We start from the raw sequence: 24,242 nt of genomic DNA, 5'->3' as shown, positions 1-24,242 counted from the left end.
TTGATTTTACCAAATTCGTTTACAGGACGCCATGTTCGAGAAGGTTCAACTGATGGTTTTTGAGGAAAACAAGCTATAATTGAAGAAAGTAAAAAGAAAGGCGGGTTCAGTATGTGGGGATTGAGAAAGAGTTTTCCGGAGCTCGCTACGAATCGCTTCACGTTGAGAGAATTAGAACCCCGTGATGCGCGGGCGCTCTATGCCATCTTGTCGACGGACGAGGTCATGCGCTATTACGGGTCCGACCCGCTCCTCGCCGTCTACGAAGCGAAAAATGTCATCGCGTATTTTAAAGACCAGTTTCAGCAAGGCAAGGCGATCCGTTGGGCGATTTGTGACCGTTCGACTGATGAACTCGTCGGCACGATCGGATTTCATAATTGGACGCCGCAATATTACCGGGCCGAGATCGGCTTCGAAGTGGCGCGCAGTCACTGGCGTCAAGGTGTCGCCTTTGAGGCGGCGACGGCGGTCATCGAGCACGGCTTCAACGAGTTCAAGTTTCATCGGATTTCGGCACTCGTCGCCCCTGAAAACGACGGATCGAACCGATTGGTCCAAAAGCTCGGTTTCACCAAAGAAGGATTATTGCATGATTATGCCTATAGTCACGGCCGGTTCATGGATTTGACGATGTATCGGTTGTTGCGGGACGAATGGCTGACAAAGGAGGACAAATAATGAGACAAGTCGTATTGTTACACGGGCTGTGCGGGTCCCCGGCGTATTTTGAGGAGTTGGAACCGCTCTTGCAGGCGGACGTCTATGCCCTCACGTTGCCGGGTCATGACGGGCGTGAGGCCGGACCAGAGACGATGGACGAGTTCGCGGATTGGGTCATTGAGGAGATTAGACTTCGAGGGCTTGAGCGGCCGGTCGTGCTCGGTCACTCGTTCGGCGGATATATCGCGACGAACCTCGTCCGCCGTTACGGTGAAGAGCTGTCGGGATTCGGTTTGATTCACTCGACCGCAGCCGCGGACACGGATCAGGCGAAAGAGAAACGCAATCAAGCGATGGAACGGGTCGTCGAAGAAGGCGTCAACCCGTTCATCGATACGATGGTACCGGGCGTGTTCGCCAAAGACTCGGAAGCGACGTTGATCGAACGCGCCAAACAAATCGGCTATGCGATGTCAAAAGATGGGATCCTGTCTGCCCAGCGTGCCATCCGTGACCGCGTCGATGAGACGAAGACAGTGCGAGATACGTTGTTGCCGGGCCTGTTCATATATGGCGATAAAGACCCGAACATGGATGAGGCGCGTGCGTTCATAGGAGCGGATCGTCATACGAAACGGAGTCTGCCGGTCAGTCACATGGGGATGATGGAAGCACCGATAGAGGAAGCGAAATTCATTAACGCATGGCTCGAGGAGGTATCTCATGGAGAAGTTTAAGCTTGTCGCCGTTTCCGGAAGTTTACGAAAAGCGTCTTATAACACGGCTCTCCTGCACTCGATCATCGAGCTCGGGCGTGACCGGTTTGACGTCAGCGTCGAGTCGATCGAGTTGCCGTTGTTCAATGATGACTTGATCGACCCGGACGAGCCGGAAGACGTCGTGGCGTTCAAGCGATCGGTGCGGGAAGCGGATGGGTTTCTCGTCGTGACCCCAGAGTACAATCATAGTATTCCCGGCGTTTTGAAAAATGCGATCGACTGGCTCTCACTCGAACCCGGTTCGCCTCTCGGAGGCAAACCGGTCATGATTGCCGGGGCGTCTCCAGGCATACTCGGGACAGCCCGATGTCAAATTCACCTCCGTCAAGTATTTGCCACAAATAAGGCAAATGTTTTGCCGGGAAATGAAATCTTTATTACGCATTGTAAAGAAAAGATTGGTACTGAAGGGCTGAAGGATGAGAAGTCGATTGCTCAAATCGAGAAAGTGTTATCCGAGTATTATAATTGGATTGAATTTTGGAAGCGCCACGCAAAATCTTAACTTGAACTCCCTTCGTATGTTTGATAGAAATGAATTGTGAAAACAAACACAAAGGGAGCGACAACACATGGAAACGTATATTGAACTGTACAACGGCGGCGAATTAGAGGACCGGGCAGTCATCAATGACGGGATGACGTTCGGGCGAGTGACGATTGTAGAGATGTTCTATCAGACAGGTCACATTTTCGGTTACGTGAAAGCTAACGGGGAGAAGCACTTCTTCCTCGAGCCGATCGCCGAGGACGATACGTTCACAGCCGATGGCGAGACATACTCGCTTCAACAGTTCATTGCCCTATTTTGATGTTTACGACGCAAGCGACTCGCTTGCGTTTTTTTGTTGTTTTCGTCACGATTGGAAGTGAGGTGATGACAATGAAACTAGTAGCAATCGAACCGACGCCGAGCCCGAACAACTTAAAGATCATCGTCGAGCCGGCCTTCACGGGCCGTGGCGTCACATATGACAAAGCGAGCGAGGACATGCCCGACACCATTCGTGACATCGTCGCGCTCCGCGGTGTCAAATCCGTCTACGCCGTCTCAGACTTTTTGGCAGTCGAGCGTCATCCGAAGCATGATTGGCACGATGTCATGAACGAGATTCGACGCGCTTTCGGAGAGGATGTCGAGGAAGTGTCTGTGAGCAAACTGGCAGCGGACTATGAACCGGTCCACGTTTCCGTCCAATTCGTTCTCGACGTGCCGATGCAACTGAAACTCGTCAAAGGGGATGAGGAGAAGCGGATCGGTCTTTCGAAACGTTTCGTCGATGCGGCGATCGAGGTACAAGCGCAAGTGAAAAATGTCATCCAGGACCGACGCTGGGTCGAGCAGGCCCCGCGTTACGGTGAACTAGAAGAAGTCGGGACGGTCGCCCAAGAAGAACTCGAGGCCGCTTATCCTGAGGATCGGGTCACTCGAATCGTCGCCCGAGCGTTCGGCCGCGAAGCGGATTACGAAGCGAATGCGAATCAGCTTCAATCCGATGACTGGAAGACACGACTCGCGTTCTTGGACGAGTTAGACGTCTCGGCAGACAATATGGTCTATTTCCGCCGGGCGCTCGAAGACAAGGTGATGGCGATTCGGCGTCAAGCGGTCGTCATGATCGGGATGTTCGAAGAAAACCGTGAGGAATACGTCACGTATATCGAGCAGGCGCTCGTCGATCCATCGCCAATCGTGCGCCGGACAGCGGGCGACACGGTGTCCGATTGGGCGCTTCCACAATCGCAGCCGTCGATGATCGAGGCACTCAAAGATAAGAGCAAGCTCGTCCGTTGGCGGGCGGCCCGTTTCTTGTTCGACTGCGGCGACGAACAGGCTGTACCGGCATTGAAAATTGCCGAAGACGACGCCGAGTTTGAAGTTTCACTCCAGGCCCGCCTGGCGAAAGAGCGGATCACGAGCGGCGAGACCGCCCTTGGGACGGTCTGGCAACAAATTTCGAATCGAGCGAAATAAATCATTCGACAACGGAACTTCGTCATTTTTTACAAGAATAGGTAAAGGGAGGGGGACAAATTGCGTTCTTCCTCTCTTTTCTTATAGGAAAGAAGTCTCTATTTGCAAACGGCTAGCAATTCATTCCATGGATTCGACATGTTGTCGACTAGGTCGGACGTCCTGTCGAACGATAGGACGTTATTTTTTTGAAAACGTTGTTACACTGAGTATATCTCATATCGAAAAAGGAGCCATACTCATGATGCTTTTTGCAGAAACACCTGAACTCGTAGCCTATAAGGAAGTGGTCGATGGCATCATCACCGTCATCTTTGAGTCAATCCATAGTGAGACGTTCTCGATCTCTGCACAAGTTCGTTCAGACATCGACGTCGCTGACTCGTTGTTCATGACTGGTTTACAACAGTACGCCGAAACACTCCAAGTTTCATAAAAAAGGTAAATAATATTAGGAAATAGATTACAAACGTCTGCACGAACGTATACACTAGTGCTATAGACGTTTTTTTTATTTTTCAGAGGAGAGTGGGATACGTGAAGAAAACTTGGTTGCTCGTCGCGGTCGCGGCATTGCTCATCGTCGTGGCAGCGTGTGGGAAAGAAGAAGAAAATTCGAGTGATGTGGACGGAAATACATCGGCGCCGCCTGCGTTGTTGTCACTTGAGACCGACGTCAGCTATGATGCAGCGTCGAAACAGTTATCAGCGACAGTCTCGATGACGAACCCGAACGAAGAACCGGTCAACGTGACGTTCAATTCGTCACAACGCTTCCAGTTGATGGTCATGAACGGTGAAACGACCGTCTTTGATTACGGCAGCGAGTATATGTTCACAGAGTCGATCATCGAAGAGACGTGGGAGCCGGGCGAGACGAAAGTATTTGACGAGGTGTTCCCGCTCGCGTTGGCGGCCGGAAACTATACGGCAGACTTCGTTAGCCTTGCTCAAGTGGAAGGGGCGCCAGAGATGGCTGTGACCGATCAAGTGACGTTTACGGTCGAAGCACCGGCGACAGAAGCGCCGACCGAAGAACCTTCGGAAGAACCTGCGGAAGAACCGAGTGAACAGCCGAGTGATCAACCAGCCCAGACAGACGGTGAATTCCGTGACGTGTCAATCAAGCGTAACGGCACGTTGATTGAAGTGGCGGGGTACACGACGATCGAAGAGTTTGAATGGAGTGTCTCGGATGGACATACCGTCTTTGCACAAGGGGCGTCACAACCGACAGCGGGCGGATTCACGTTCGGTGTGCTCCTCGACGAAGAACCGACATCAGGACAGTCGCTCTTCCTCGAGCTGACACCAATCGGCGGAGACGTGGCATCGTTCCGAATTCAATAAAGAAGTGACGGGAACCGAGGTTTCCGTCTTTTGGTTTCGGGAATGAAAGAAGTTGACGATAAAGTTTCATTGTCAGACAATGAGACAAACGAATGGAATACGAGGGAGGAACCCATTGATGCAGCAGCATATCATCGAATCAACACATGTGTTACCCAACATTGACCCGGCTAAGGAAGTACGCCGGCGCATCGACTTTTTGAAAGCGTATGTGAGACGGGCCGGGGCGAAAGGCCTCGTTCTCGGTATCTCTGGAGGTCAGGACTCGACGCTAGCAGGAAAGCTTTGTCAGATTGCGATGGAAGAGTTACGTGAAGACGGTGACGACTACACGTTCTACGCGGTCCGTCTCCCTTACGGCGAGCAACACGATGAGGACGACGCGCAGCGGGCGATCGATTTCATCCGTCCAGACAAGGTGTTCACGGTCAATATTAAACCGGCCGTCGACGCTTCGGCTGAAGCGTTCAAACAAGCGACTAGTCTCGAGCTCGGGAACTTCCATAAAGGCAACACGAAAGCACGAGAGCGTATGAAAGTCCAATACGACATCGCGGCGACATACGGGGCGCTCGTCGTCGGGACAGACCATGCGGCCGAATATGTCACTGGTTTTTATACGAAACACGGCGACGGTGCCTGTGATTTGACGCCGCTCACGGGACTCAACAAACGTCAAGGGAAGGCGCTCCTTCATGAACTCGAAGCGCATGAGAGCTTGATTTACAAAGTGCCGACTGCCGACCTTGAAGACGACAAGCCTGGTCTCCCGGATGAAGTCGCCCTCGGTATGACGTATGACGAGCTCGACGACTACCTTGAAGGAAAAGAAGTCGATGCGACGGTCAAAGAGCGGATCGAAACAATTTTCAAACGCTCGCGCCATAAACATCATATGCCGGCCTCGCTCTACGACGAGTGGTGGCAGTAACGAAAAGAGAAGCGGTCCGGCGACCGCTTCTCTTTTCGTTACTTTTTACGTGAGGGCACGAATTGAATGAGCAAGATGAGTGTGAACGCGATCAAGCTCATGAGCGGGATCGTGACGAACCCAAAATAATTCACCCAACGGATGAGACAGTCGTTGCTGCAAAACGCGTTTCCGTTTGGGATGCGTTCGAGTACGACGTGATAAAGGGCAATCGCCCAGCCTGTCCCTGCCATCAATCCGACGAACAGACGGTTGACAGAACGATTCGTGAACATGACCGTCATATAGTAGATGGCGAGCGGATACATAAATATACGTTGGAACCAACATAACTTGCACGGTAAGTAGAGCATGACCTCTGAGTAATATAGGCTGCCGAGCGTCGCGACGGTGGCGACGATAAAGGCGAAATGGTGACGTTGCATCAATGTTCCTCCTGACGACTCAAAATGTATGGGTAAACATGATATGATACAGTGAAGCAATAACGTATCCAGTATACAGGTTTCGAAACGATAGAGGAATAGGTGACGTCATGCAAGTATCAGAAGTGGAAGTGTTAATCGTCCTCGCCGAGGAATTGAATATGCGGAAAGCCGCAGAACGACTTTTTGTGTCGCAGCCGGCGCTCAGTCAACGGCTCGTCACGATCGAGCATCAGTGGGGAAAGAAAATATTCGTCCGCTCGACACGCGGTCTCGCCCTCACCCCGGACGGTGAGAAAATCATCGATTTTGCGAAGAAAATGTATAGCGAAGAGCAAGAGCTGCGAGGAGAGTTGACGGCAAAGCAAGGTGAGGTGTATGGTACGTTAAAGATTGCTGTCGCCTCCATCATGGGGCAATATTGGTTGCCGCGTGTGTTGAAACGGTTCGTCGAGCGCTACCCGTCCGTTCGCGTCAAACTCGTGACGGGATGGTCGAGCGAGATGATGCGCTACATGCTCGAAGAGAATTTCCATATCGGCATCATCCGGGGTAACCCGGACTGGCGCGGCGAGAAGATGCGGCTCTTTTCCGACTCGCTCCATCTCGTCGATATGCGCATGACCGATTTGAAGCAACTTAAAAATAACGAGCGCTCGTTCATCCAGTTCAAGAGCGACTCGACATACTATCAAGAGATATTAGAATGGTGGCAAGAGCGGTTCTCGAGCCCGCCGATGACGACGCTCGTCGTCGACCAGATCGAGACGTGTAAACAGATGGCGCTCCATGGAATCGGCTTTGCCATCCTGCCGGAGTCGACGATTCGAGACGTGGAGGCGATCCATAAAATTCCGCTCACGTCGTCGAACGGGACGCCGCTCATCCGCGATACGTGGATGCTGTCGACCGAATCGATGCTCGAACTGGCGCAAGTGCGGGCATTTTGGGAAGTAGTGGAAGAAGTGACAAAGGAGAGTGTGGAATGAGTTGGGCGATTGATGCAAGAAGACAGTTACATTTGATTCCGGAACGAGGGTATGAAGAGTTCAAGACGCAAGCGACGCTCGAGCAGTTGATTCGCTCGCTCGAATCACCGCGTGTGCACATCTCTCATTGGCGCACCGGGCTGTTCGTCCGTGTCGACGGACTTGTCGGCGAGAAGACGATCGGTTACCGGGCCGATATGGACGGTTTGCCGATCTATGAAGAGACCGGGCTCGAGTTCGCGTCCGTCCACGAAGGGATGATGCACGCCTGTGGGCATGACGTCCATATGGCCATTGCTTTAGGACTCATTAAACGAGCGGTCGAAGAGCCGCTCGACCATCATATCGTGATCTTTTTCCAACCGGCTGAAGAAGGACCGGGCGGAGCGGAACCGATGGCGATGTCCGAGATGTTTTATCATTTCCGGCCCGACGCGATGTTCGGCCTACACGTCGCACCGGAATATCCGGTCGGCACGGTCGCTTCGCGTCCAGGCGTGTTGTTCGCGAGCGCGCGTGAGCTTCACTTGACGATTCACGGTAAAGGCGGACATGGTGCTTTCCCGCACGCCGGTATCGATGCGGTCATCGTTCAAGCGGCGCTCATCATGCAACTGCAAACCATTATCTCACGCAACATCGACCCGATGGGCAGTGCCGTCATTAGTATCGGTAAAGTCTCAGCCGGCACGAAAGAGAATATTATCGCGGAGACGGCGAAACTCGACGGAACGATTCGCGCCTTGTCCGATAAAGAGATGGTCGTCCTCGAGCGCCGGATTCGTCAAGTGATCGCCGGCGTCGAGATGACGTATAACGTTCACATCGACCTCGAGTTCGGTAACCGGTACCACGAGGTCGTCAACGACGAACGGTACTTGTTCCAGTTTGAAGAAGCCGTCGAGGAAATCGGTTATTCGTACAAGACATGCGTCCCGGCGATGACAGGTGAAGACTTCGGATATATGTTGAAACAAGTACCTGGCTTTATGGTATGGCTCGGTGTGAATGACATGGGCTCTGGTCTCCACCAGGCGACGCTCAATCCGGACGAGCGGGCGATCGATGTGGCGATCGAACTGTTCGACCACTTTTTCCGAACGGCTATTATCAAGTGACAGTAGCGGACGATCACGTCCGCTTTTTTTGTTGGCAATGTGTGAAATGATGCTTCCGATGTGAAGAAAAAGGGAATTCAATATGATTGTAAAGCGACGATTTTGTTAAGCTTGCTCAAATGTGAACATTTTGCGAACTCAAGCATTGAGACATTACAGCGCTATATAAAATCATTATGATAAGGTTATCCAATGGAAATCATCATTGATTTGGCGTTTCAGGCATCGGTTTGAAGCGATAGAGAGAGATAGGAGGGTATCAATAGATGTTTCAAGATCCTGTCCTGATGAGTCGGGCGTTAACGGCACTCACACTAGGCTTCCATGTGATTTTTGCCACACTCGGCGTCGGGGTTCCACTTTTAATTTTATTGGCTGAATTTTTAGGGATTAAGAAGAAAGATCCGAAATACACGCTCATGGCCCGACGGTGGTCGCGTGGATATGTTGTGACCGTCGCGGTCGGTGTTGTCACAGGGACGGCCATCGGACTGCAATTATCCTTGCTGTGGCCGAACTTGATGCGTGTTGCCGGTCAGACGATCGCGCTCCCGCTCTTCATGGAGACGTTCGCTTTCTTCTTCGAGGCGATTTTCCTCGGGATTTATTTGTATACGTGGGACCGGTTTAAAAACCCATGGCACCACATGCTCATCGGGATTCCGGTCGCGGTTGGGGCATTGTTCTCCGGTTTCTTCATTACAACCGTGAACAGTTTTATGAACCAACCGGTCGGGTTTGATATCGTCGACGGGAAACTTGCGAATGTGAGCCCGATCGAGGCGATGTTCAGTCCGGCGATGCCGACGAAGATGGCGCACGTATTGACGTCGGCTATTTTGACGTCAGCGTTCATCTTGGCGGCGATTGCGGCAGTACAATTGCTCCGTAGCCATCGCAACAAGCTCGATCAAGCGACAATCGCCTACCATAAGCGCGGGCTTCGTCTCACGATGACGGTCGCATTGATCTTTGCCATCGCGACAGCGCTCGTCGGTGACTTCTCAGGGAAGTATTTGGCGAAATATCAGCCGGATAAGTTGGCGGCTGCCGAATGGCACTTTGAGACGTCCTCCGAAGCTGAGCTCATTTTAGGGGGCTGGCTCGAAGATGACGGTCAAGGCGGATACGAAGTGCGCGGGGCCATCAAGATCCCGTATGCGCTCTCGATTTTAGCGGGTGGTGTCCCGAACTATGAAGTGACGGGCTTGAATGAGTTCGCCAAGGAGGACCAACCGCCGCTCATTGTCCACTACTTGTTCGACGCCATGGTCGGAATTGGGATGTTGCTCGCGCTCATCTCGTTCCTGTTCGTGCTCGGACGGTATATTAAACGGTTGAATCAATTCAGTAAGCCGATGCTTATTGCCATCGCGGCCGGTGGTCCGCTTTCGATGATGGCCATCGAGTTCGGCTGGTTCTTCGCCGAGTTAGGTCGTCAACCTTGGGCGCTCTATGAGTTCATGCGCACGAGCGAGGCGGCGACGACGTCGGCGAACGTCGGCTGGATGCTTGTCGCTTTCGCAATCCTCTACGCGGTTCTTGGCGTGGTCACGGTGCTCGTCTTGACTCGTCTGTTCAAGGACAACCCAGTCGGGAAAGAACTAAAACAATCGGAACATCGCGGTGAAGCGATGTTTGCCGATGAAGTGTGATCGGAGGGTATGACATGCAGATTCAAGAACTAGGGATTGCCGTCTTATGGACGTTCTTATACGGCTATCTCATCGTCGCATCGATTGATTTCGGTGCAGGATTCTTCGCTTTCTATAGCAAGTACACGAAGCGAGACCATATGGTCAACCGTCTGATTGCACGGTATTTGTCTCCGACATGGGAAGTGACGAACGTGTTTTTCGTCTTCTTCTTCGTCGGCATCGTCGGGTTCTTCCCGGACACGGCCTACTACTACGGGACAGCACTTCTCATCCCGGCCTCGGTCGTGTTGATTCTTCTAGCGATTCGCGGTAGCTTCTATGCGTTCGCGAACTACGGTTCAAAAGAGAGCACGTTCTATATGTTCTTATACGGTGCGACCGGTTTGTTGATTCCGGCCTCGATGTCGACCGTGCTCACGGTCAGTCAAGGCGGGTTTATCAACGAGACGGAAGCGGGTGTCTTCTTCGACGGCATGAAGTTGTTCACAAACTTCTACTCGTGGACCGTCGTCACGCTCGCCATCGTCTCGGTGCTCTACATCAGTTCGATGTTTCTCTTGTTCTATGCAGATAAAGCCGGCGATAAGACGGCGATCGGGCTCGTCCGGAAATGGGCGCTATTCTGGAGTGTCCCGACGATTATCGCCTCGGGCCTCGTCTTCTTCGGACTCAAGTCACAAGCGGCTTGGCACTACGAACGGATTTTGGCGGGTAACTGGTGGTGGTTCGCCGCAAGTTTCATCTTCTTCGTCGTAGCCGTCGCGCTCGTCTATTTGAAGCGAAACTACGGTATCGCCTTCCTCATGGTCATGGGCCAGTTCTTTATGGCGTGGTTCGGTTACGGCTATACGCATTTGCCGTATATCCTGTATCCGTACATCGACATTAACGGCAGTGTCGTCAACGAGTCGATGGCAATCGCGCTCGTCGTCGTCTTCATTCTAGGTTTGCTCCTGCTCGTCCCGGCACTTTATTTGTTGCTTCGACTGTTCTTGTTCGACAACGATTACGTGCGAGGGAAGCGCTCGAGCGGCAAAGCGTAAGACCGGGTCTTCCCGGTCTTTTTTTGTGTAGTCTTTTCGGAGGGAATCAGTTACACTGAACGAAGAATCGAGAACAGAACGCGCTGTTAGAAAGGGATGTATGAGGTATGACAGGTGAATTTGCAGTCATTGGGTTAGGACGTTTCGGCGGGTCGATCGTGCGTGAGCTGTCAGCGAACGGATACGACGTCCTCGCCATCGACGCGGACGAAGAACGCGTCAACGAGTTCATGGGAGTGGCGACGCATGCGGTCATCGCGGATACGACAGATGAGAACGTATTGAAGAGCCTTGGGATTCGCAACTTTGAGCATGTCATCGTCGCGATCGGAGAAAATATTCAAGCGTCCATCTTGACGACGCTCATCTTGAAGGAGCTCGGCGTCCAAATCATCACGGTTAAAGCGACGAACGACTACCATGAGAAAGTATTGCGCCGCATCGGTGCCGATAATGTCGTCCATCCGGAACGCGACATGGGTGTCCGGATTGCCAACGGGTTGATGAGCCAGAGCATCTTGGATTATCTCGAGCTGTCAAACGAGCACTCAATTGTCGAGATCAAGGCGTCGGATAAACTCTCGAACAAATCGCTCATCGATTTAGACCTTCGGGCCAAATACGGGGTCAACATCGTGGCGGTTCGCCGCGACGATGACGTGATCATCTCTCCGCAGGCGGACGAGATGATCCTTCCAGAAGACATTTTGATCATCATCGGGAAAGATACCGACCTCGACCGGCTCGAACGAACACTCCGGTCCAGATAAAAACGAGAGGCGTCTGCCTCTCGTTTTGTTTCAAATGAGGTTCATCTTCTTCAGTCCGTACTCAATCCCGTCCTCGAGAATCGACTTCGTCACATAATCCGCGACCGCTTTCGTCTCGGCCCGGCCGTTGCCCATGGCAATCCCGGTCCCGACGTATTGAAGCATCGCCAAGTCGTTCAACGCGTCGCCGAACGCATACGTGTTTTCGAGGCGGTATCCGTTCGCCTCGATGAAGTGCCGGACCCCGTCCGCTTTGCTTGCCCCGCGATTGATGACGTCCATGGCGTGGGGATGCCAGCGAATAAAATCGAACTCGTCATAAGTGTCCACGTAATGATGCTCGTCTTCGGGCGTGCAGTAGAGGAGTGTCTGATACACGTCCTGTTCGACGTGGAAATTCGGTTCATAAGTCGGAATCGGCATATCGAGCTCGCCGAGAGACTGTTCGACGACGTGGTCGTTCGCTTTCGTGGCGACTCCGCGGTGTTGGCCGAGATAGACGAGCGTATGGTCGTTATTCCCGGCATGGCCTGTCAGACGGTCGAGGGCGCTCGTCGGTAACGCGTTCCGATAGACGACTTCCCCTTTATGGACGACGATTTGACCGTTGTAACAGACGAAGCTGTCGATTCCGACTTGTGCCGGGATCGTGGATAGCATCGCCGGGCCGCGTCCGGTTGCGATGAACGTCTCGACCCCGTTCGAACGAAGTTGTTGGATAGCTTTGATCGTCGAAGGGGGGATGAACGTCCCATCGTGAAGGAGTGTCCCGTCGATATCAAAAAAGACGACTTTTTTATCTTCCATTTGACTCACCATGCTTTCTCTGTCTAATTATGAGTTGTTGCTACACTAGAAAGCATAACATGAAATCGAGAAACCGCCCTCAATCTGACGTCTTTAGTGAAATGTTGTCACAATATGAGCTATAATGAAGAAAGAATCTTACGGAACGTAACAAGACTGTGCGAATTACTTATGTTTCACATAGATGAAAAACAACTAATTGGAGTTAGGAGAGATTAAATGAAGTTTGTAAAGAACCACCAAACTGCTGTGTTCGCGTTAGGCGGACTCGGCGAAATCGGGAAGAACACGTACGTCGTTCAATTCCAAGATGAGATTATCGTCATCGATGCCGGCATCATGTTCCCGGAGGACGACTTGCTCGGAATCGACTACGTCATTCCAGATTATACGTACTTGATCAAAAACAAAGACAAAGTCAAAGGGGTATTTATTACCCACGGGCACGAAGACCACATCGGTGGCATCCCGTTCCTCTTGAAGCAAGTGAAGTTGCCGATCTATGCGACGAAACTCGCGCTCGGATTGATCAAAGTGAAACTTGAAGAACATGGATTGCTCCGCGAGGCGGAACTTCACGAGATCGATGAGGACGCGATCGTCAAGTTCCGTAAGACGAGCATCTCGTTCTTCCGGACGACCCACTCGATCCCGAACTCGCTCGGTGTCGTCGTCAAGACACCGCAAGGGAACATCGTCCATACCGGCGACTTCAAGTTCGACTTCACACCAGTCGGCGAACCGGCTGATCTTGCCAAAATGGCAGACATCGGAAAGGAAGGCGTGCTCTGCCTGTTGTCCGATTCGACGAATGCAGAAGTTGAAGGCTTCACGATGAGTGAGAAAGTCGTCGGCGGCACGATCAGCGAGACGTTCCGGAAGGCGGAAGGCCGCATCATCTTCGCGACGTTCGCCTCGAACATTTACCGTCTGCAACAAGTCGTCGATGCTTGTGCCGAGACGGGACGCCACTTGGCAATCTTCGGCCGCTCGATGGACAAAGTCATGACGATCGGGCAAGAGCTCGGTTTCATCAACGTACCAAAAGGTATGATCATTGAAGCCAATCAAATGCGGAACTACGAACCGCATGAAGTGGCGATTCTCTGTACCGGTTCACAAGGGGAGCCGATGGCCGCGCTCAGCCGTATCGCCAACGGGACACACCGTCAAGTGTCAATCATCCCAGGTGACACGGTCATCTTCTCTTCTTCACCGATTCCAGGTAACGCCATCTCGGTCGGGAAGACGATCGATCAATTGTACAAAGCGGGAGCAGACGTCGTCTATGGTAAGTTGACGAACATCCATACATCCGGCCACGGCTCACAGCAAGAGCAATTGCTCATGATTCGCTTGCTCAATCCAAAATTCTTCATGCCGATTCACGGGGAGTACCGAATGCTCGTCAAACACGCCGAGCTCGCCGAATCGGTCGGGATTCCGAGAGAGAACAGTTTCGTCATGGACAACGGTGAAGTGCTCGCCGTCGATGCCGACTCTGCTGCCATCACCGGTAAAATCTCAGCGAACGCCGTCTATATTGACGGAAATGGTATCGGAGACATCGGCAACATCGTCTTGCGCGATCGCCGTATCCTCTCAGAAGACGGGCTCGTCGTCGTCGTCATCAGCATCGATGGCAAGACACGTAAACTCGTCTCAGGACCTGACATCATCTCCCGCGGCTTCGTCTATATGCGCGAGTCGGGCAGTTTGATTCGAGACGGCGAACGTTTGCTCAAAAAGACGGTCGAACAAGGCTTGTCCAATAAGCAGATGAAGTGGTCGGAAATGAAACAACTCGTATCCGACACGCTCACACCGTACTTGGCGCAAAAAACGAGACGGCACCCGATGGTCCTACCGATCATCATGGAAGTATGACCGAACGGGCTGTAGGCGACTACAGCCCGTTTTTTTAGAGAACAAAAACAAGGGGATGATGCGATGAAACAGAAACAGCGTAAAAGAAGTTGGTGGAAGTGGGGCCTCGCCGTATTTTTATTATTATTTCTCGTCACGATGATTTATCATCAAGTAAAACCGCTCCCGGAAGGGGTGTCACGGGCTTCTGAACCGGTCGCGATCTCGGACGATCAAATCGACTTCTTGTTCGATCTGACGTACCAAGGGGAAGACACGGAAGTGAACGAAATGGAGATATTCCAAGACGTGGAACGGTCGATCCGTGAGGCACGGGAATATGTCGTCATGGACTTTTTCTTATTCAATCCTTATTCGAATGAAGACCGTGAATATCCGACCATCACGGCGCGACTGACGACAGCGCTCCTCGAACAGATGGAAGCGTATCCCGATTTGAACGTCGTCGTCATCACCGACGAGATCAACACGACGTATAACGGGCATCCGGCCGACCATCTCGACTTGCTAGAAGAGGCGGGCGCTGAAATCGTCTATACGAACCTCGGCGCGCTCCGCGACCCGAACATTTTATACTCGACTTTGTACCGGATGATGTTTCAATGGTTCGGGGACAGTCAGAACGGTTGGTTGCCGAACCCGATGGCGAGCACAGCGCCAGACATCACGATCCGTTCGTATTTACGGCTCTTGAACGTGAAGGCGAACCATCGCAAAGTCATGGTGACCGAAAATGAAGGGTTCGTCTTGTCGGCGAACCCGCATGACGCGAGCGGCTATCATTCGAACGTCGGCGTCCGGCTCGACGGACCGATTCTTGCCGACATTCTTGAAGGCGAGGAAGCGATCGCCCGGTTCTCGAAAGGAGACGAGGCGAGATTCCCGGACGAAGAGAAATTGGCGAACCTTCGGGAAGAAGACTCGGACGGGCCGATGCAAATCCGTTACGTGACCGAGTCGAAGATTGAAGATGCGGTCATCGACGGCATGGACCAGGCGAAGGCAGGGGAGACGATTTGGGTCGGCATGTTCTATTTGGCTGACCGGGATATCATCCATGCCATCCATCGGGCCGCAGAGCGGGGCGTGTTCGTCAAACTCATCCTCGACCCGAACACGAACGCGTTCGGTCGGGACAAGTCGGGACTGCCGAACTTGCCGGTGACGGCCGAACTGAACACGGTCAATGCTGATCAAATCGAAATCCGGTGGTATGAAGTCGGGGACGAACAGTATCACCCGAAATTGTTGTACGTCGAAGGGGAGCGACAAGTCGTCGTCATCGGCTCCGGCAACTACACGGCGCGCAATATGAACGACTATAACTTAGAAGCCGACGTCGAAGTCGTCGCGACGACCGAGACGGAGTTTATGACTGAAGTCGATGGCTACTTCAAACGGTTGTGGAACAACGAAGCAGGAACGTATACGCTCGCGTACGAAGAGATTCAAACCGATTTGCCGATCGGCAAATATTTGATTTATTGGTTACAGAAGCTGACGTGGACGATGACGTACTAAATGAAAAGCCCGCCTCCATGATGGAGGCGGGTTATTTGGCGTCAATTCGTCTCGACAGGGTTGAACTCGTTCGTGTACTCGTATAAGAATCGGCCCGTATCCCGGAGTACGTCCGTCTTCCGGTGGAGCGAGAAGTGGTCGTACGGAACGGTCTCGGTCGTGATGTTGTTCGTGTACTCCTCGAGCAGGAGTGAACTTGTTGGTTCGATCAAGTTGAACTCCCCGCCGCGCCCGGCGAACGACAACACTTGCACGGAGCGAGGCCACGTCTCGAGTTTGGACTGGAACGCCTGGAGTCCGTCTGACGTCGGTGATAGGTCGCGAATGGCGGCACTCCCTGTGTTGACACCGAAGTTGCTCGCCGACAGACCGAAGTTGGCGAGGCGGGTGCCGCCGAACGGGCTGTCGTACGAGACGAACTTGTCGATCAAATAGTCATCTTGGTTCAAAATATAGTTCGCGGCGGCGACACCGCCCATGCTGTGACCGATCAAGTACATGCGATCGAACGACTTGTTGCGCTCGGATTTATACGTCTCGATCGCCGCGTTCAACCATTTCGTCTGATTGTTCAATGACGCCTCGGCGTCTTCATACTCGATGCGGACGATCGGACGGTTCGAGCTATAGTCGTTGATAACACAGTCGACCTCGCTCTCTGTCGAGACGGTACAGAGCGCGCCGTCCTTGGCGAGGCCGCGCTGCTCCATGAACTGCGAGAAGCGCAAGAACGTCCGGTCGGTCCCGAGCAGCCCGTGCACGGCGAACGTCGGAATGAACTCGTCAGTTTGCGCCGCTTGACGCACCGCCTCGGCTTTCCGTTCCGTCGTCAGCTCTTCCCGGACGGTCACGATGATGATCGATAAGGCGAGAACGATGATGATCACACCGAGCAGACGTGACCGGAGCGACGTCTTGTTCGGGTCCCCGACGTTTTGCCGATATTTTCGCCACACGAAGAAACTGGCAAAACTGAAGACGACGAAGGCGACGACCGTGATGATCCAGGCCTTGACGTTCGGTACATGGGCGACGAGCGTCATGTTGTTTTGCCGGCCGCCGTACACTTGCCATTCGACGTGTTTCATTGAACGCGGGTCGAGCCCGGTCCCATCTTCGACGAACACGCCGGTCGGAACGGTCAAATTGAAGCGGATATCGGCTTGACGGACGTATCGTTCGGCGAGCTGTTTCGGTGACCCGCTCAAATTGACGCCCGGCAACTCGATGCGGTCGAGCCGAAGGTCGAGGTTCGTATTGAGCACGTATGAGTCGAACCAGATGCCATCCTCTTTTTGGACGTCGAACTCCATGTCCGGCGGGACGAGGATACCGGCCGGACCGGTCTTCCATTCTTCTTTTATATTTTGTAGGTCATCGACACTCGCGAACGTCTTTTTCAATACCATGCCTTCATAGTCATCTTCGCTCGAGTAGTCGCGGGTCGCGTAACCGTTATCGTTCGCTTGTTGTTTCCACGTATCCCAATCTAGTCGTAAATTGAGCAGTTTCATCACCGGATGGTCGCGAAACGCATACGTCGTCTCGAGCGTGACCGATTGGTCGTAATGGACGGTGGCATCATATTCGATGCGGACACATCCTCCGATTAAAAGAAATAAAAATGGGAATACTAACAACAGCGCCTTTTTTTTCACATTCGTCACCTCAGATCGGTTCACCGTAAGTCTCAAGTGGATTGGTCGGGTTGATGCGGTCATAGAACAAGACGCCGTTTAAGTGATCGAGTTCGTGCTGGCAGACGATGGCGCGCATGCCACGAAGTCGCAATTTGATCGGATTGCCGTCGCGGTCGAATCCTTCGAGCGTGATGCGGCGATGGCGCGGGACGTTCCCTTTGACGACACGGTCGACAGACAGACATCCCTCACCGCCATTTAAAAACGTCTGTTCGACGGAATGACTCGTGATTCTCGGATTGAAAATCGAGAGCTTGAACGTCTCCTCTTCTTCTGCGAGCAGGACGGTGAAGAAACGGCGATTGACCCCGAGCTGGGGAGCGGCAATGCCGACACCGCCTCGAAGTTCGTATTTTTCACTAATCTCCGGGTCCTGGCTGTTCACGAGGAACGTCTCCATCTCGTCGAGCAACGCCAAGTCTTCAGCCGTTGGCGGTACCGGGACTTCATTCGAACGAAGGCGGAGCCGGTCGTCTCCTTCACGAATCACATCTTTCATCGTTAACATGTACAACTTCCTTTCCAAATTTCGATATGACTCATTATATCATATTTAATGTAGAAAACCTCGAGATGGTACAGAAGGTGAAATGAAAATGATACAGAGACGAAATGAGTGAAAAGATGTGTTCATGTAAGCGTTTTTATAAGGTGAGCATATTTTTTGCGTTATTATAACAACCCGTTCTATACTGTCTAAGAAACGGCAGGAGCAGAATTACTTTCCTGTATCACGTTAATACAGATTGCTTTTTTGGACAGATACACTTAAGATTTGAGGTAGTGTTTGATCACAAAAAAGACAATTGTCTCATAGTTGAAAGGATGAGGTGAAACGAATGAACAACGTTCAGGTACTTCAAAACGTGGAAGAAAACTTCCAAACGTTCCGTATTCTCGACGAGAAGGGCGAAGTCGTCAACCAAGACGCTATGCCCGACGTAACGGACGAGCAACTTCAGGAGCTTATGCGCCGCATGGTCTATACTCGAATTTGGGACCAACGTGCAATCTCACTTAACCGCCAAGGTCGCCTAGGATTCTACGCGCCAGTGGCTGGACAAGAAGCAACGATGATCGGGACGCAATACGCGCTCGACAAACAAGACTGGATCCTTCCAGGCTACCGTGATATCCCACAACTCGTATTCCACGGACTTCCGCTTTATCAAGCGTTCTTGTTCTCACGTGGACACGTGGCGGGTAACCGCATCCCTGAAGACGTTAACGTATTGATGCCGCAAATCATCATCGGGGCACAAATCATCCAAGCAGCGGGTGTGGCAATGGGCCTCAAACGCAACGGCAACACTAACGTCGCCATTACTTACACTGGTGACGGTGGTTCATCACAAGGTGACTTCTACGAAGGCTTGAACTTCGCGGGTGCATTCAAATCACCAGCCATCTTCGTCGTACAAAACAACCGCTTCGCCATCTCGACACCTGTCGAGAAGCAAACTGCAGCTAAAACGATCGCGCAAAAAGCTGTAGCAGCGGGCATCAACGGAATCCAAGTTGACGGAATGGACGTGCTTGCTGTCCTCGCCGCAACGCAACAAGCGCGTAAAGACGCACTTGAAGGAACACCGACGCTCATCGAAGCACTCACGTACCGTTACGGACCACATACGCTCGCTGGGGATGACCCAACACGTTACCGTACAAAAGAACTCGATACTGAGTACCAAGAGAAAGACCCACTCGTACGTTTCCGCCTCTTCCTCGAAGGAAAAAAACTTTGGAGCGAAGACATGGAGAACGAAGTGATCGAGCAAGCGAAAGCTGACGTGAAAGAAGCGATCAGCCTCGCAGACAAAGAACCAAAACAAAAAGTTTCGGACTTCATCAACAACATGTTCGAAGAACTTCCTGCTAACTTGAAAGAGCAGCTCGAAGAATATACTGCAAAGGAGTCGAAGTAAGTTATGGCTCAAATGACAATGATCCAAGCGATTACTGATGCGATGCGCGTTGAAATGAAGCGCGACGAGAAAGTACTTCTTTTCGGAGAAGACGTTGGTAAAAACGGTGGGGTATTCCGTGCTACGGAAGGTCTCCAAGACGAGCTCGGCGAAGACCGCGTCTTCGACACGCCGCTTGCTGAGTCTGGTATCGGTGGTCTTGCAATCGGTCTCGGTCTCACAGGCTTCCGTCCAATCATGGAAGTTCAATTCTTCGGTTTCGTCTTCGAAGTATTTGACTCGGTCGCAGCTCAAATGGCACGTATGCGTTACCGTTCAGGCGGCGCTTACAGCCAGCCGATCACAATCCGTTCACCGTTCGGTGGCGGTGTAAAAACACCTGAACTTCATGCGGATAGCCTCGAAGGCTTGATGGCTCAGACACCTGGTCTTAAAGTCGTCATCCCGTCGACTCCGTACGATGCAAAAGGACTTTTGATCGCGTCAATCCGCGATAACGACCCTGTCGTCTTCCTCGAGCACATGAAGCTTTACCGTTCATTCCGTGGCGAAGTACCTGAAGGCGAATACACGATCGAGCTTGGAAAAGCAGACGTGAAGCGTGAAGGAACTGACGTTTCGATCATCACATACGGTGCGATGGTCCACACGTCACTCAAAGCAGCGGAAGAACTCGAAAAAGAAAACATCAACGTTGAAGTCATCGACCTCATGACAGTGAGCCCGCTTGATATCGATACAATCGTCGAGTCTGTTAAAAAGACTGGCCGTGCGATCGTCGTTCAAGAGGCACAGCGTCAAGCAGGTATCGCAGCGAACGTTGTAACTGAAATTCAAGAACGCGCAATTCTTCACCTCGAAGCTCCAGTGCTTCGTGTGACTGCACCTGACACAGTTTTCGCCTTCGCACAAGGGGAAGACGCATGGTTACCTGACCATAAAGATGTCGTTGCAAAAGTTAAGGAAGTTATCAACTTCTGATCGTGTTCATTTGGCGATGAGGGAGAATTGTCTCCCTCATCGTGTTTACATGATTATTTGATGGGAGGAAAAACCAGTGGCAGTATTCGAATTTAAATTACCAGACATCGGTGAAGGAATTCACGAAGGTGAAATCGTCAAGTGGTTCGTAAAAGATGGGGACACAGTAAAAGAGGATGACATCCTCCTTGAAGTGCAAAACGACAAAGCTGTCGTTGAAATCCCAGCTCCAGTTGACGGGACGGTCAAAGAAGTCAAAGTCTCTGAAGGAACAGTTGCCGTCGTCGGCGACGTGCTCATCACGTTCGATATCGAAGGTGACGCGCCAGCAGGCGAAGAGGAAGCAGCTCCTGAACAGCCAAAAGCTGAAGAGAAGACAGAAGAGACAGTCCAAGCTGACGTGAAAGAAGACGGCCCGCGTGAAGTCCAACTTCACAAATCGGAGCGCGTCATCGCAATGCCTTCAATTCGCAAGTACGCTCGTGAAAAAGGCGTCGACATCCGTGAAGTCAAAGGTTCTGGCGATAACGGCCGCATCTTGAAAGAAGACATCGATGCGTTTGCAAACGGTGAAGCACCAGCAACAGAAGCTACAACAGAGAAAACAGAATCTGTAGCTCCAGCAGCGGCTGCGAAAACGGAAATCAAGCCTTACGAGTCAGCTACACCTGAACTCGAAACGCGCGAGAAGATCCGTGGTATCCGTAAAGCGATCTCGAAAGCAATGGTCAACTCGAAGCACACGGCTCCACACGTTACACTCATGGACGAAGTCGATGTCACGAAACTTGTCGCACTCCGTAAAGAGTTCAAACAAGTCGCGGCTGACCAAGGCGTGAAACTCACGTACTTGCCGTTCGTCGTCAAAGCATTGACTGCTGCAGCGAAAGCTTACCCAGCGATCAACGCGTCAATCGACGATGTGAACGAAGAAATCGTCTACAAAAACTACTACAACATCGGTATCGCTGCTGACACGGACAACGGCCTCGTCGTTCCTGTCGTCAAAGATGCGGACCGTAAATCAATCTACGCACTTGCTACAAACATCAATGAGCTTGCCGGTAAAGCACGTGAAGGCAAACTTGCTGGGGACGACATGAAAGGCGGATCGATCACGATCACAAACATCGGTTCTGCTGGTGGACAATGGTTCACACCTGTCATCAACCACCCAGAAGTTGCGATTCTCGGTATCGGCCGCATCGCTGAAAAAGCTGTCGTGAAAGACGGCGAGATCGTCGCAGCACCTGTGCTCGCACTCTCATTCAGCTTTGACCACCGCCTCATCGACGGTGCGACTGCGCAAAACGCTCTCAACATGGTGAAACGTTTGCTTCAAGATCCAGCACTTCTAATGATGGAGGGATAAGAACATGGTAGTAGGAGAATTCGCACAAGAAACTGATTTGCTTGTCATCGGCGCCGGTCCTGGTGGATACGTCGCAGCCATTCGTGGTGCTCAGCTCGGACTTAAAGTCACGATCGTTGAGAAAGGAAACTTCGGCGGTGTCTGCTTGAACGTCGGTTGTATCCCATCAAAAGCGTTGATCACGGCTGGTCATAACTTCCAGCACGCAAAAGGTCACTCGTCAATGGGGATCACATCTGACAACGTTTCAGTCGACTTCACGAAAGTCCAAGATTGGAAACAATCGGTCGTCAACAAATTGACGGGCGGCGTCAAAGGTCTTCTTAAAGGCAACAAGATTGAAATCGTTCAAGGGGAAGCGTTCTTCGCATCTGAAGACACAGTTCGTGTCATCACAGAAGACAGCTCGACTCCTTACAAATTCAAAAAAGCGATCATCGCGACTGGTTCGACTCCGATCGAGATCCCTTCGTTCAAATGGTCAAAACGCGTCCTTTCTTCAACTGGCGCATTGGCGCTTTCTGAAGTACCGAAGAAACTTGTCGTCATCGGCGGCGGGTACATCGGTATGGAGCTCGGTACGGCATATGCGAACTTCGACACAGAAGTTGTTGTCGTTGAAGGCGCAAGCGACATCTTGTCTGGCTTCGAGCCGCAAATGACGCAAATCGTCAAGAAGAAGCTCAAACAAAAAGGGAACGTCACAATTCACACGAACGCACTTGCAAAAGGCGTCGAAGAAACAGAAGACGGCGTGACTGTTAAGTTTGAAGTGAACGGCGAAGAGCAGTCTGTTGAAGCGGACTACGTCCTCGTCACAGTCGGCCGTCGTCCGAACACTGGCGACATCGGTCTCGAGAACGCGGAAGTGAAAGTCAGCGACCGCGGCATCATCGAAATCGATGACCAGTGCAAAACGTCGAACGAAAACATCTACGCGATCGGCGACATCGTTCCAGGACCACCGCTCGCGCACAAAGCTTCATACGAAGCGAAAGTCGCAGCGGAGGCAGCTGCCGGTAAGCCAGCTTACCTCGACTACTCAGCAATCCCAGCGGTCGTCTTCACTGATCCTGAACTTGCAACAGTCGGTTACACGGAGCCGCTCGCGAAAGAAGAAGGACTTGAGATCACAGTATCGAAATTCCCATTTGCAGCGAACGGTCGTGCTCTCGCACTCGACGAGCCAGACGGCTTCATGAAGCTCATCACGCGTAAAGAGGACGGTCTCTTGATCGGTGCTCAAATCGCGGGAACTGGCGCTTCTGATATGATCGCCGAGCTTGGTCTCGCCATCGAGGCAGGTATGACGGCTGAAGATATCGCGCTTACAATCCACGCTCACCCATCACTCGGTGAGATGGCAATGGAAGCGGCAGAAATCGCAATGGGTATGCCAATCCACGTCGTTAAATAAGAACGAAAAAATCTCTCGCTATTCGTAGCGAGAGATTTTTTTAATGTAATGGACGGTGCGCTCAACTTCTCGAAACCCGACACGTTCGTGAAACTGCTGGCTGCCCGTATTGTCGATTTCAGTGTCCGACGCGAGTTCGCTACATCCGTGTGACAATGCGTACACCGCTGCCGTCTCGATCAGTTTTGTGGCCACGTCATTGTCTCGTTCCGGACCGACGACGTAAATGCCTTCGATGAACGCTGTCGGTTCATCGGTCGCGCCGGGCACGTAATCATAGCGAAAACTCATTTGGCAGAATCCGATCGACTCGTCGGTGACGGCCAGGAAATATCGCATCTTGTCGGAGCGGAGGCCGAGTCGTACTTCAGCCGACAGTTCGGCAACGGACGCGTCCGGCCAAAGTTTGTGCATCAAATGGACTAGTGTTTGTACGTCTCGTGACGTCGCCGTTTTGATTTGCATCACGCAACCTCCTTTTAGGTTTCATACCCCAAGTATAAAGGAAAAATATATAGAGATGTTAGAAAGGAGGGACTACGTCATGGCGTTCGATGAAGAGTTATTATATACTGTCTCCGAAACGAGCCGTGTTCGCTTCACTGGTATTGAGACGGAAATGTCACGCTACGATTTCGGTTTTGTCTATACACATCAATTTATGGGGAAAGTGCTCGTCGTCTGCATGCAGACCGGCCAATCCGCCCTTCTCGACATGCATGCGTTAGAAGAACCGAGACAGCTCTATCCGATGCTTGGCATCGCGTTACGTGATACCGATCATGTGGCCGAGTTTTTACGACTCTGTCTGGAAGAAAAAGATATCAATCATGATGAGGCCGAGAAATCTTCTCTTGAAAAAATGTAAGCGTTTTCTTATAATGGTAAGTAGGGGAAGCAATTCGATCATCATAAGCCACCTTTTCTTTTG

At 51.9% G+C, this 24,242-nt stretch carries 25 protein-coding genes; 20 read left to right on the top strand and 5 right to left on the bottom strand.

All coding sequences use genetic code 11. The annotated features are described in order from the left end of the window. Positions 1–111: 111 nt before the first annotated feature. From P398_RS0112420 to nadE, 8 genes are all read left to right on the top strand, one after another. Complete coding sequence (locus P398_RS0112420; RefSeq protein ID WP_029335532.1) at positions 112–681, top strand: GNAT family N-acetyltransferase; 570 nt, start codon at positions 112–114, stop codon at positions 679–681. After that, positions 681–1,400 carry an alpha/beta fold hydrolase gene (locus P398_RS0112415; RefSeq protein ID WP_051638911.1) on the top strand — a complete coding sequence of 240 codons (720 nt, stop codon included), beginning with the start codon at positions 681–683 and terminating at the stop codon, positions 1,398–1,400. Before P398_RS0112420 ends, P398_RS0112415 begins: the two co-directional genes overlap by 1 nt. Then, entirely contained in the window at positions 1,387–1,947 is a 561-nt protein-coding gene (locus P398_RS0112410; protein ID WP_029335530.1) for an NADPH-dependent FMN reductase, read from the top strand. Before P398_RS0112415 ends, P398_RS0112410 begins: the two co-directional genes overlap by 14 nt. A 67-nt stretch (positions 1,948–2,014) precedes the next feature. Then, a complete protein-coding gene (locus P398_RS0112405) occupies positions 2,015–2,254 on the top strand; it encodes a hypothetical protein (RefSeq protein ID WP_024369961.1) in 240 nt (79 codons plus the stop codon). A gap of 71 nt (positions 2,255–2,325) precedes the next feature. After that, positions 2,326–3,417: a virulence factor gene (locus tag P398_RS0112400; protein WP_024369962.1), complete on the top strand. Its 1,092-nt coding sequence runs from the start codon at positions 2,326–2,328 to the stop codon at positions 3,415–3,417. A gap of 241 nt (positions 3,418–3,658) precedes the next feature. Beyond that, a complete protein-coding gene (locus tag P398_RS0112395) occupies positions 3,659–3,853 on the top strand; it encodes a hypothetical protein (RefSeq protein ID WP_024369963.1) in 195 nt (64 codons plus the stop codon). Between the two features lie 101 nt (positions 3,854–3,954). After that, on the top strand, positions 3,955–4,767 hold the full coding sequence (locus P398_RS0112390; protein ID WP_029335528.1) for a BsuPI-related putative proteinase inhibitor: 813 nt from the start codon (positions 3,955–3,957) through the stop codon (positions 4,765–4,767). A gap of 118 nt (positions 4,768–4,885) precedes the next feature. Next, the gene (gene nadE / locus P398_RS0112385) at positions 4,886–5,698 is read left to right on the top strand and encodes an ammonia-dependent NAD(+) synthetase (RefSeq protein ID WP_024369965.1); all 813 of its coding nucleotides are present in this window, start codon (positions 4,886–4,888) and stop codon (positions 5,696–5,698) included. Positions 5,699–5,736: 38 nt separating this feature from the next. Here the strand turns inward: nadE and P398_RS0112380 are convergent, their stop codons facing one another. Further along, a complete protein-coding gene (locus tag P398_RS0112380) occupies positions 5,737–6,123 on the bottom strand; it encodes a disulfide bond formation protein B (protein WP_024369966.1) in 387 nt (128 codons plus the stop codon). 110 nt (positions 6,124–6,233) lie between these two features. On the opposite strand from P398_RS0112380, the gene P398_RS0112375 reads away from it, so the two are divergent. The 5 genes from P398_RS0112375 (at position 6,234) to P398_RS0112355 (ending at position 11,701) form a co-directional block, all read left to right on the top strand. Next, positions 6,234–7,112, top strand: a complete 879-nt coding sequence (locus P398_RS0112375) for a LysR family transcriptional regulator (RefSeq protein WP_024369967.1) — start codon at positions 6,234–6,236, stop codon at positions 7,110–7,112. Beyond that, a complete protein-coding gene (locus P398_RS0112370) occupies positions 7,109–8,230 on the top strand; it encodes an N-acetyldiaminopimelate deacetylase (protein WP_029335527.1) in 1,122 nt (373 codons plus the stop codon). Before P398_RS0112375 ends, P398_RS0112370 begins: the two co-directional genes overlap by 4 nt. 266 nt (positions 8,231–8,496) lie before the next feature. Continuing rightward, entirely contained in the window at positions 8,497–9,885 is a 1,389-nt protein-coding gene (locus P398_RS0112365; RefSeq protein WP_024369969.1) for a cytochrome ubiquinol oxidase subunit I, read from the top strand. 14 nt (positions 9,886–9,899) lie between these two features. After that, complete coding sequence (locus P398_RS0112360) at positions 9,900–10,931, top strand: cytochrome d ubiquinol oxidase subunit II (protein WP_024369970.1); 1,032 nt, start codon at positions 9,900–9,902, stop codon at positions 10,929–10,931. A 107-nt stretch (positions 10,932–11,038) separates the two neighbouring features. Next, entirely contained in the window at positions 11,039–11,701 is a 663-nt protein-coding gene (locus P398_RS0112355) for a potassium channel family protein (protein WP_029335526.1), read from the top strand. Between the two features lie 30 nt (positions 11,702–11,731). Here P398_RS0112355 and P398_RS0112350 read toward each other — a convergent pair whose 3' ends face one another. Then, complete coding sequence (locus tag P398_RS0112350; RefSeq protein WP_029335524.1) at positions 11,732–12,508, bottom strand: Cof-type HAD-IIB family hydrolase; 777 nt, start codon at positions 12,506–12,508, stop codon at positions 11,732–11,734. 219 nt (positions 12,509–12,727) lie between these two features. Here P398_RS0112350 and rnjA point away from each other — a divergent pair, with 219 nt between their 5' ends. Continuing rightward, positions 12,728–14,395 carry a ribonuclease J1 gene (gene rnjA, locus P398_RS0112345; RefSeq protein ID WP_024369973.1) on the top strand — a complete coding sequence of 556 codons (1,668 nt, stop codon included), beginning with the start codon at positions 12,728–12,730 and terminating at the stop codon, positions 14,393–14,395. 63 nt (positions 14,396–14,458) lie between these two features. Then, positions 14,459–15,916, top strand: coding sequence for a phospholipase D family protein (locus P398_RS0112340; protein ID WP_029335522.1), 1,458 nt, complete (start codon positions 14,459–14,461; stop codon positions 15,914–15,916). Positions 15,917–15,957: 41 nt separating this feature from the next. On the opposite strand, the gene P398_RS0112335 is transcribed toward P398_RS0112340, so the two are convergent. Both P398_RS0112335 and def read right to left on the bottom strand, forming a co-directional pair. After that, positions 15,958–17,583, bottom strand: coding sequence for an alpha/beta hydrolase (locus tag P398_RS0112335; protein WP_029335521.1), 1,626 nt, complete (start codon positions 17,581–17,583; stop codon positions 15,958–15,960). 1 nt (position 17,584) lies between these two features. Further along, a complete protein-coding gene (gene def / locus P398_RS0112330; RefSeq protein ID WP_029335519.1) occupies positions 17,585–18,124 on the bottom strand; it encodes a peptide deformylase in 540 nt (179 codons plus the stop codon). Between the two features lie 331 nt (positions 18,125–18,455). Between def and pdhA the strand changes: the two genes are divergently transcribed. The 4 genes from pdhA (at position 18,456) to lpdA (ending at position 23,311) form a co-directional block, all read left to right on the top strand. After that, positions 18,456–19,541, top strand: coding sequence for a pyruvate dehydrogenase (acetyl-transferring) E1 component subunit alpha (pdhA, locus tag P398_RS0112325; protein WP_024369977.1), 1,086 nt, complete (start codon positions 18,456–18,458; stop codon positions 19,539–19,541). Between the two features lie 3 nt (positions 19,542–19,544). Further along, positions 19,545–20,522 (top strand): alpha-ketoacid dehydrogenase subunit beta, encoded by a 978-nt coding sequence (locus P398_RS0112320; RefSeq protein ID WP_024369978.1) that lies wholly within the window; start codon positions 19,545–19,547, stop codon positions 20,520–20,522. Positions 20,523–20,598: 76 nt separating this feature from the next. Next, positions 20,599–21,894 (top strand): dihydrolipoamide acetyltransferase family protein, encoded by a 1,296-nt coding sequence (locus P398_RS0112315; RefSeq protein WP_029335518.1) that lies wholly within the window; start codon positions 20,599–20,601, stop codon positions 21,892–21,894. Positions 21,895–21,898: 4 nt separating this feature from the next. Next, positions 21,899–23,311 carry a dihydrolipoyl dehydrogenase gene (lpdA, locus tag P398_RS0112310; RefSeq protein ID WP_024369980.1) on the top strand — a complete coding sequence of 471 codons (1,413 nt, stop codon included), beginning with the start codon at positions 21,899–21,901 and terminating at the stop codon, positions 23,309–23,311. Positions 23,312–23,329: 18 nt separating this feature from the next. Here the strand turns inward: lpdA and aac(6') are convergent, their stop codons facing one another. Next, positions 23,330–23,776 (bottom strand): aminoglycoside 6'-N-acetyltransferase, encoded by a 447-nt coding sequence (gene aac(6'), locus P398_RS0112305; RefSeq protein WP_029335516.1) that lies wholly within the window; start codon positions 23,774–23,776, stop codon positions 23,330–23,332. Positions 23,777–23,855: 79 nt separating this feature from the next. On the opposite strand from aac(6'), the gene P398_RS0112300 reads away from it, so the two are divergent. Further along, complete coding sequence (locus P398_RS0112300; RefSeq protein WP_024369982.1) at positions 23,856–24,179, top strand: DUF3055 domain-containing protein; 324 nt, start codon at positions 23,856–23,858, stop codon at positions 24,177–24,179. Positions 24,180–24,242: the final 63 nt, after the last annotated feature.

Source organism: Exiguobacterium aurantiacum DSM 6208 (assembly GCF_000702585.1).
In the GTDB taxonomy this organism is placed as follows: domain Bacteria; phylum Bacillota; class Bacilli; order Exiguobacteriales; family Exiguobacteriaceae; genus Exiguobacterium; species Exiguobacterium aurantiacum.
Note: the sequence above shows the minus strand (reverse complement) of the source record. Positions and strands in the feature narration are given on the sequence as shown.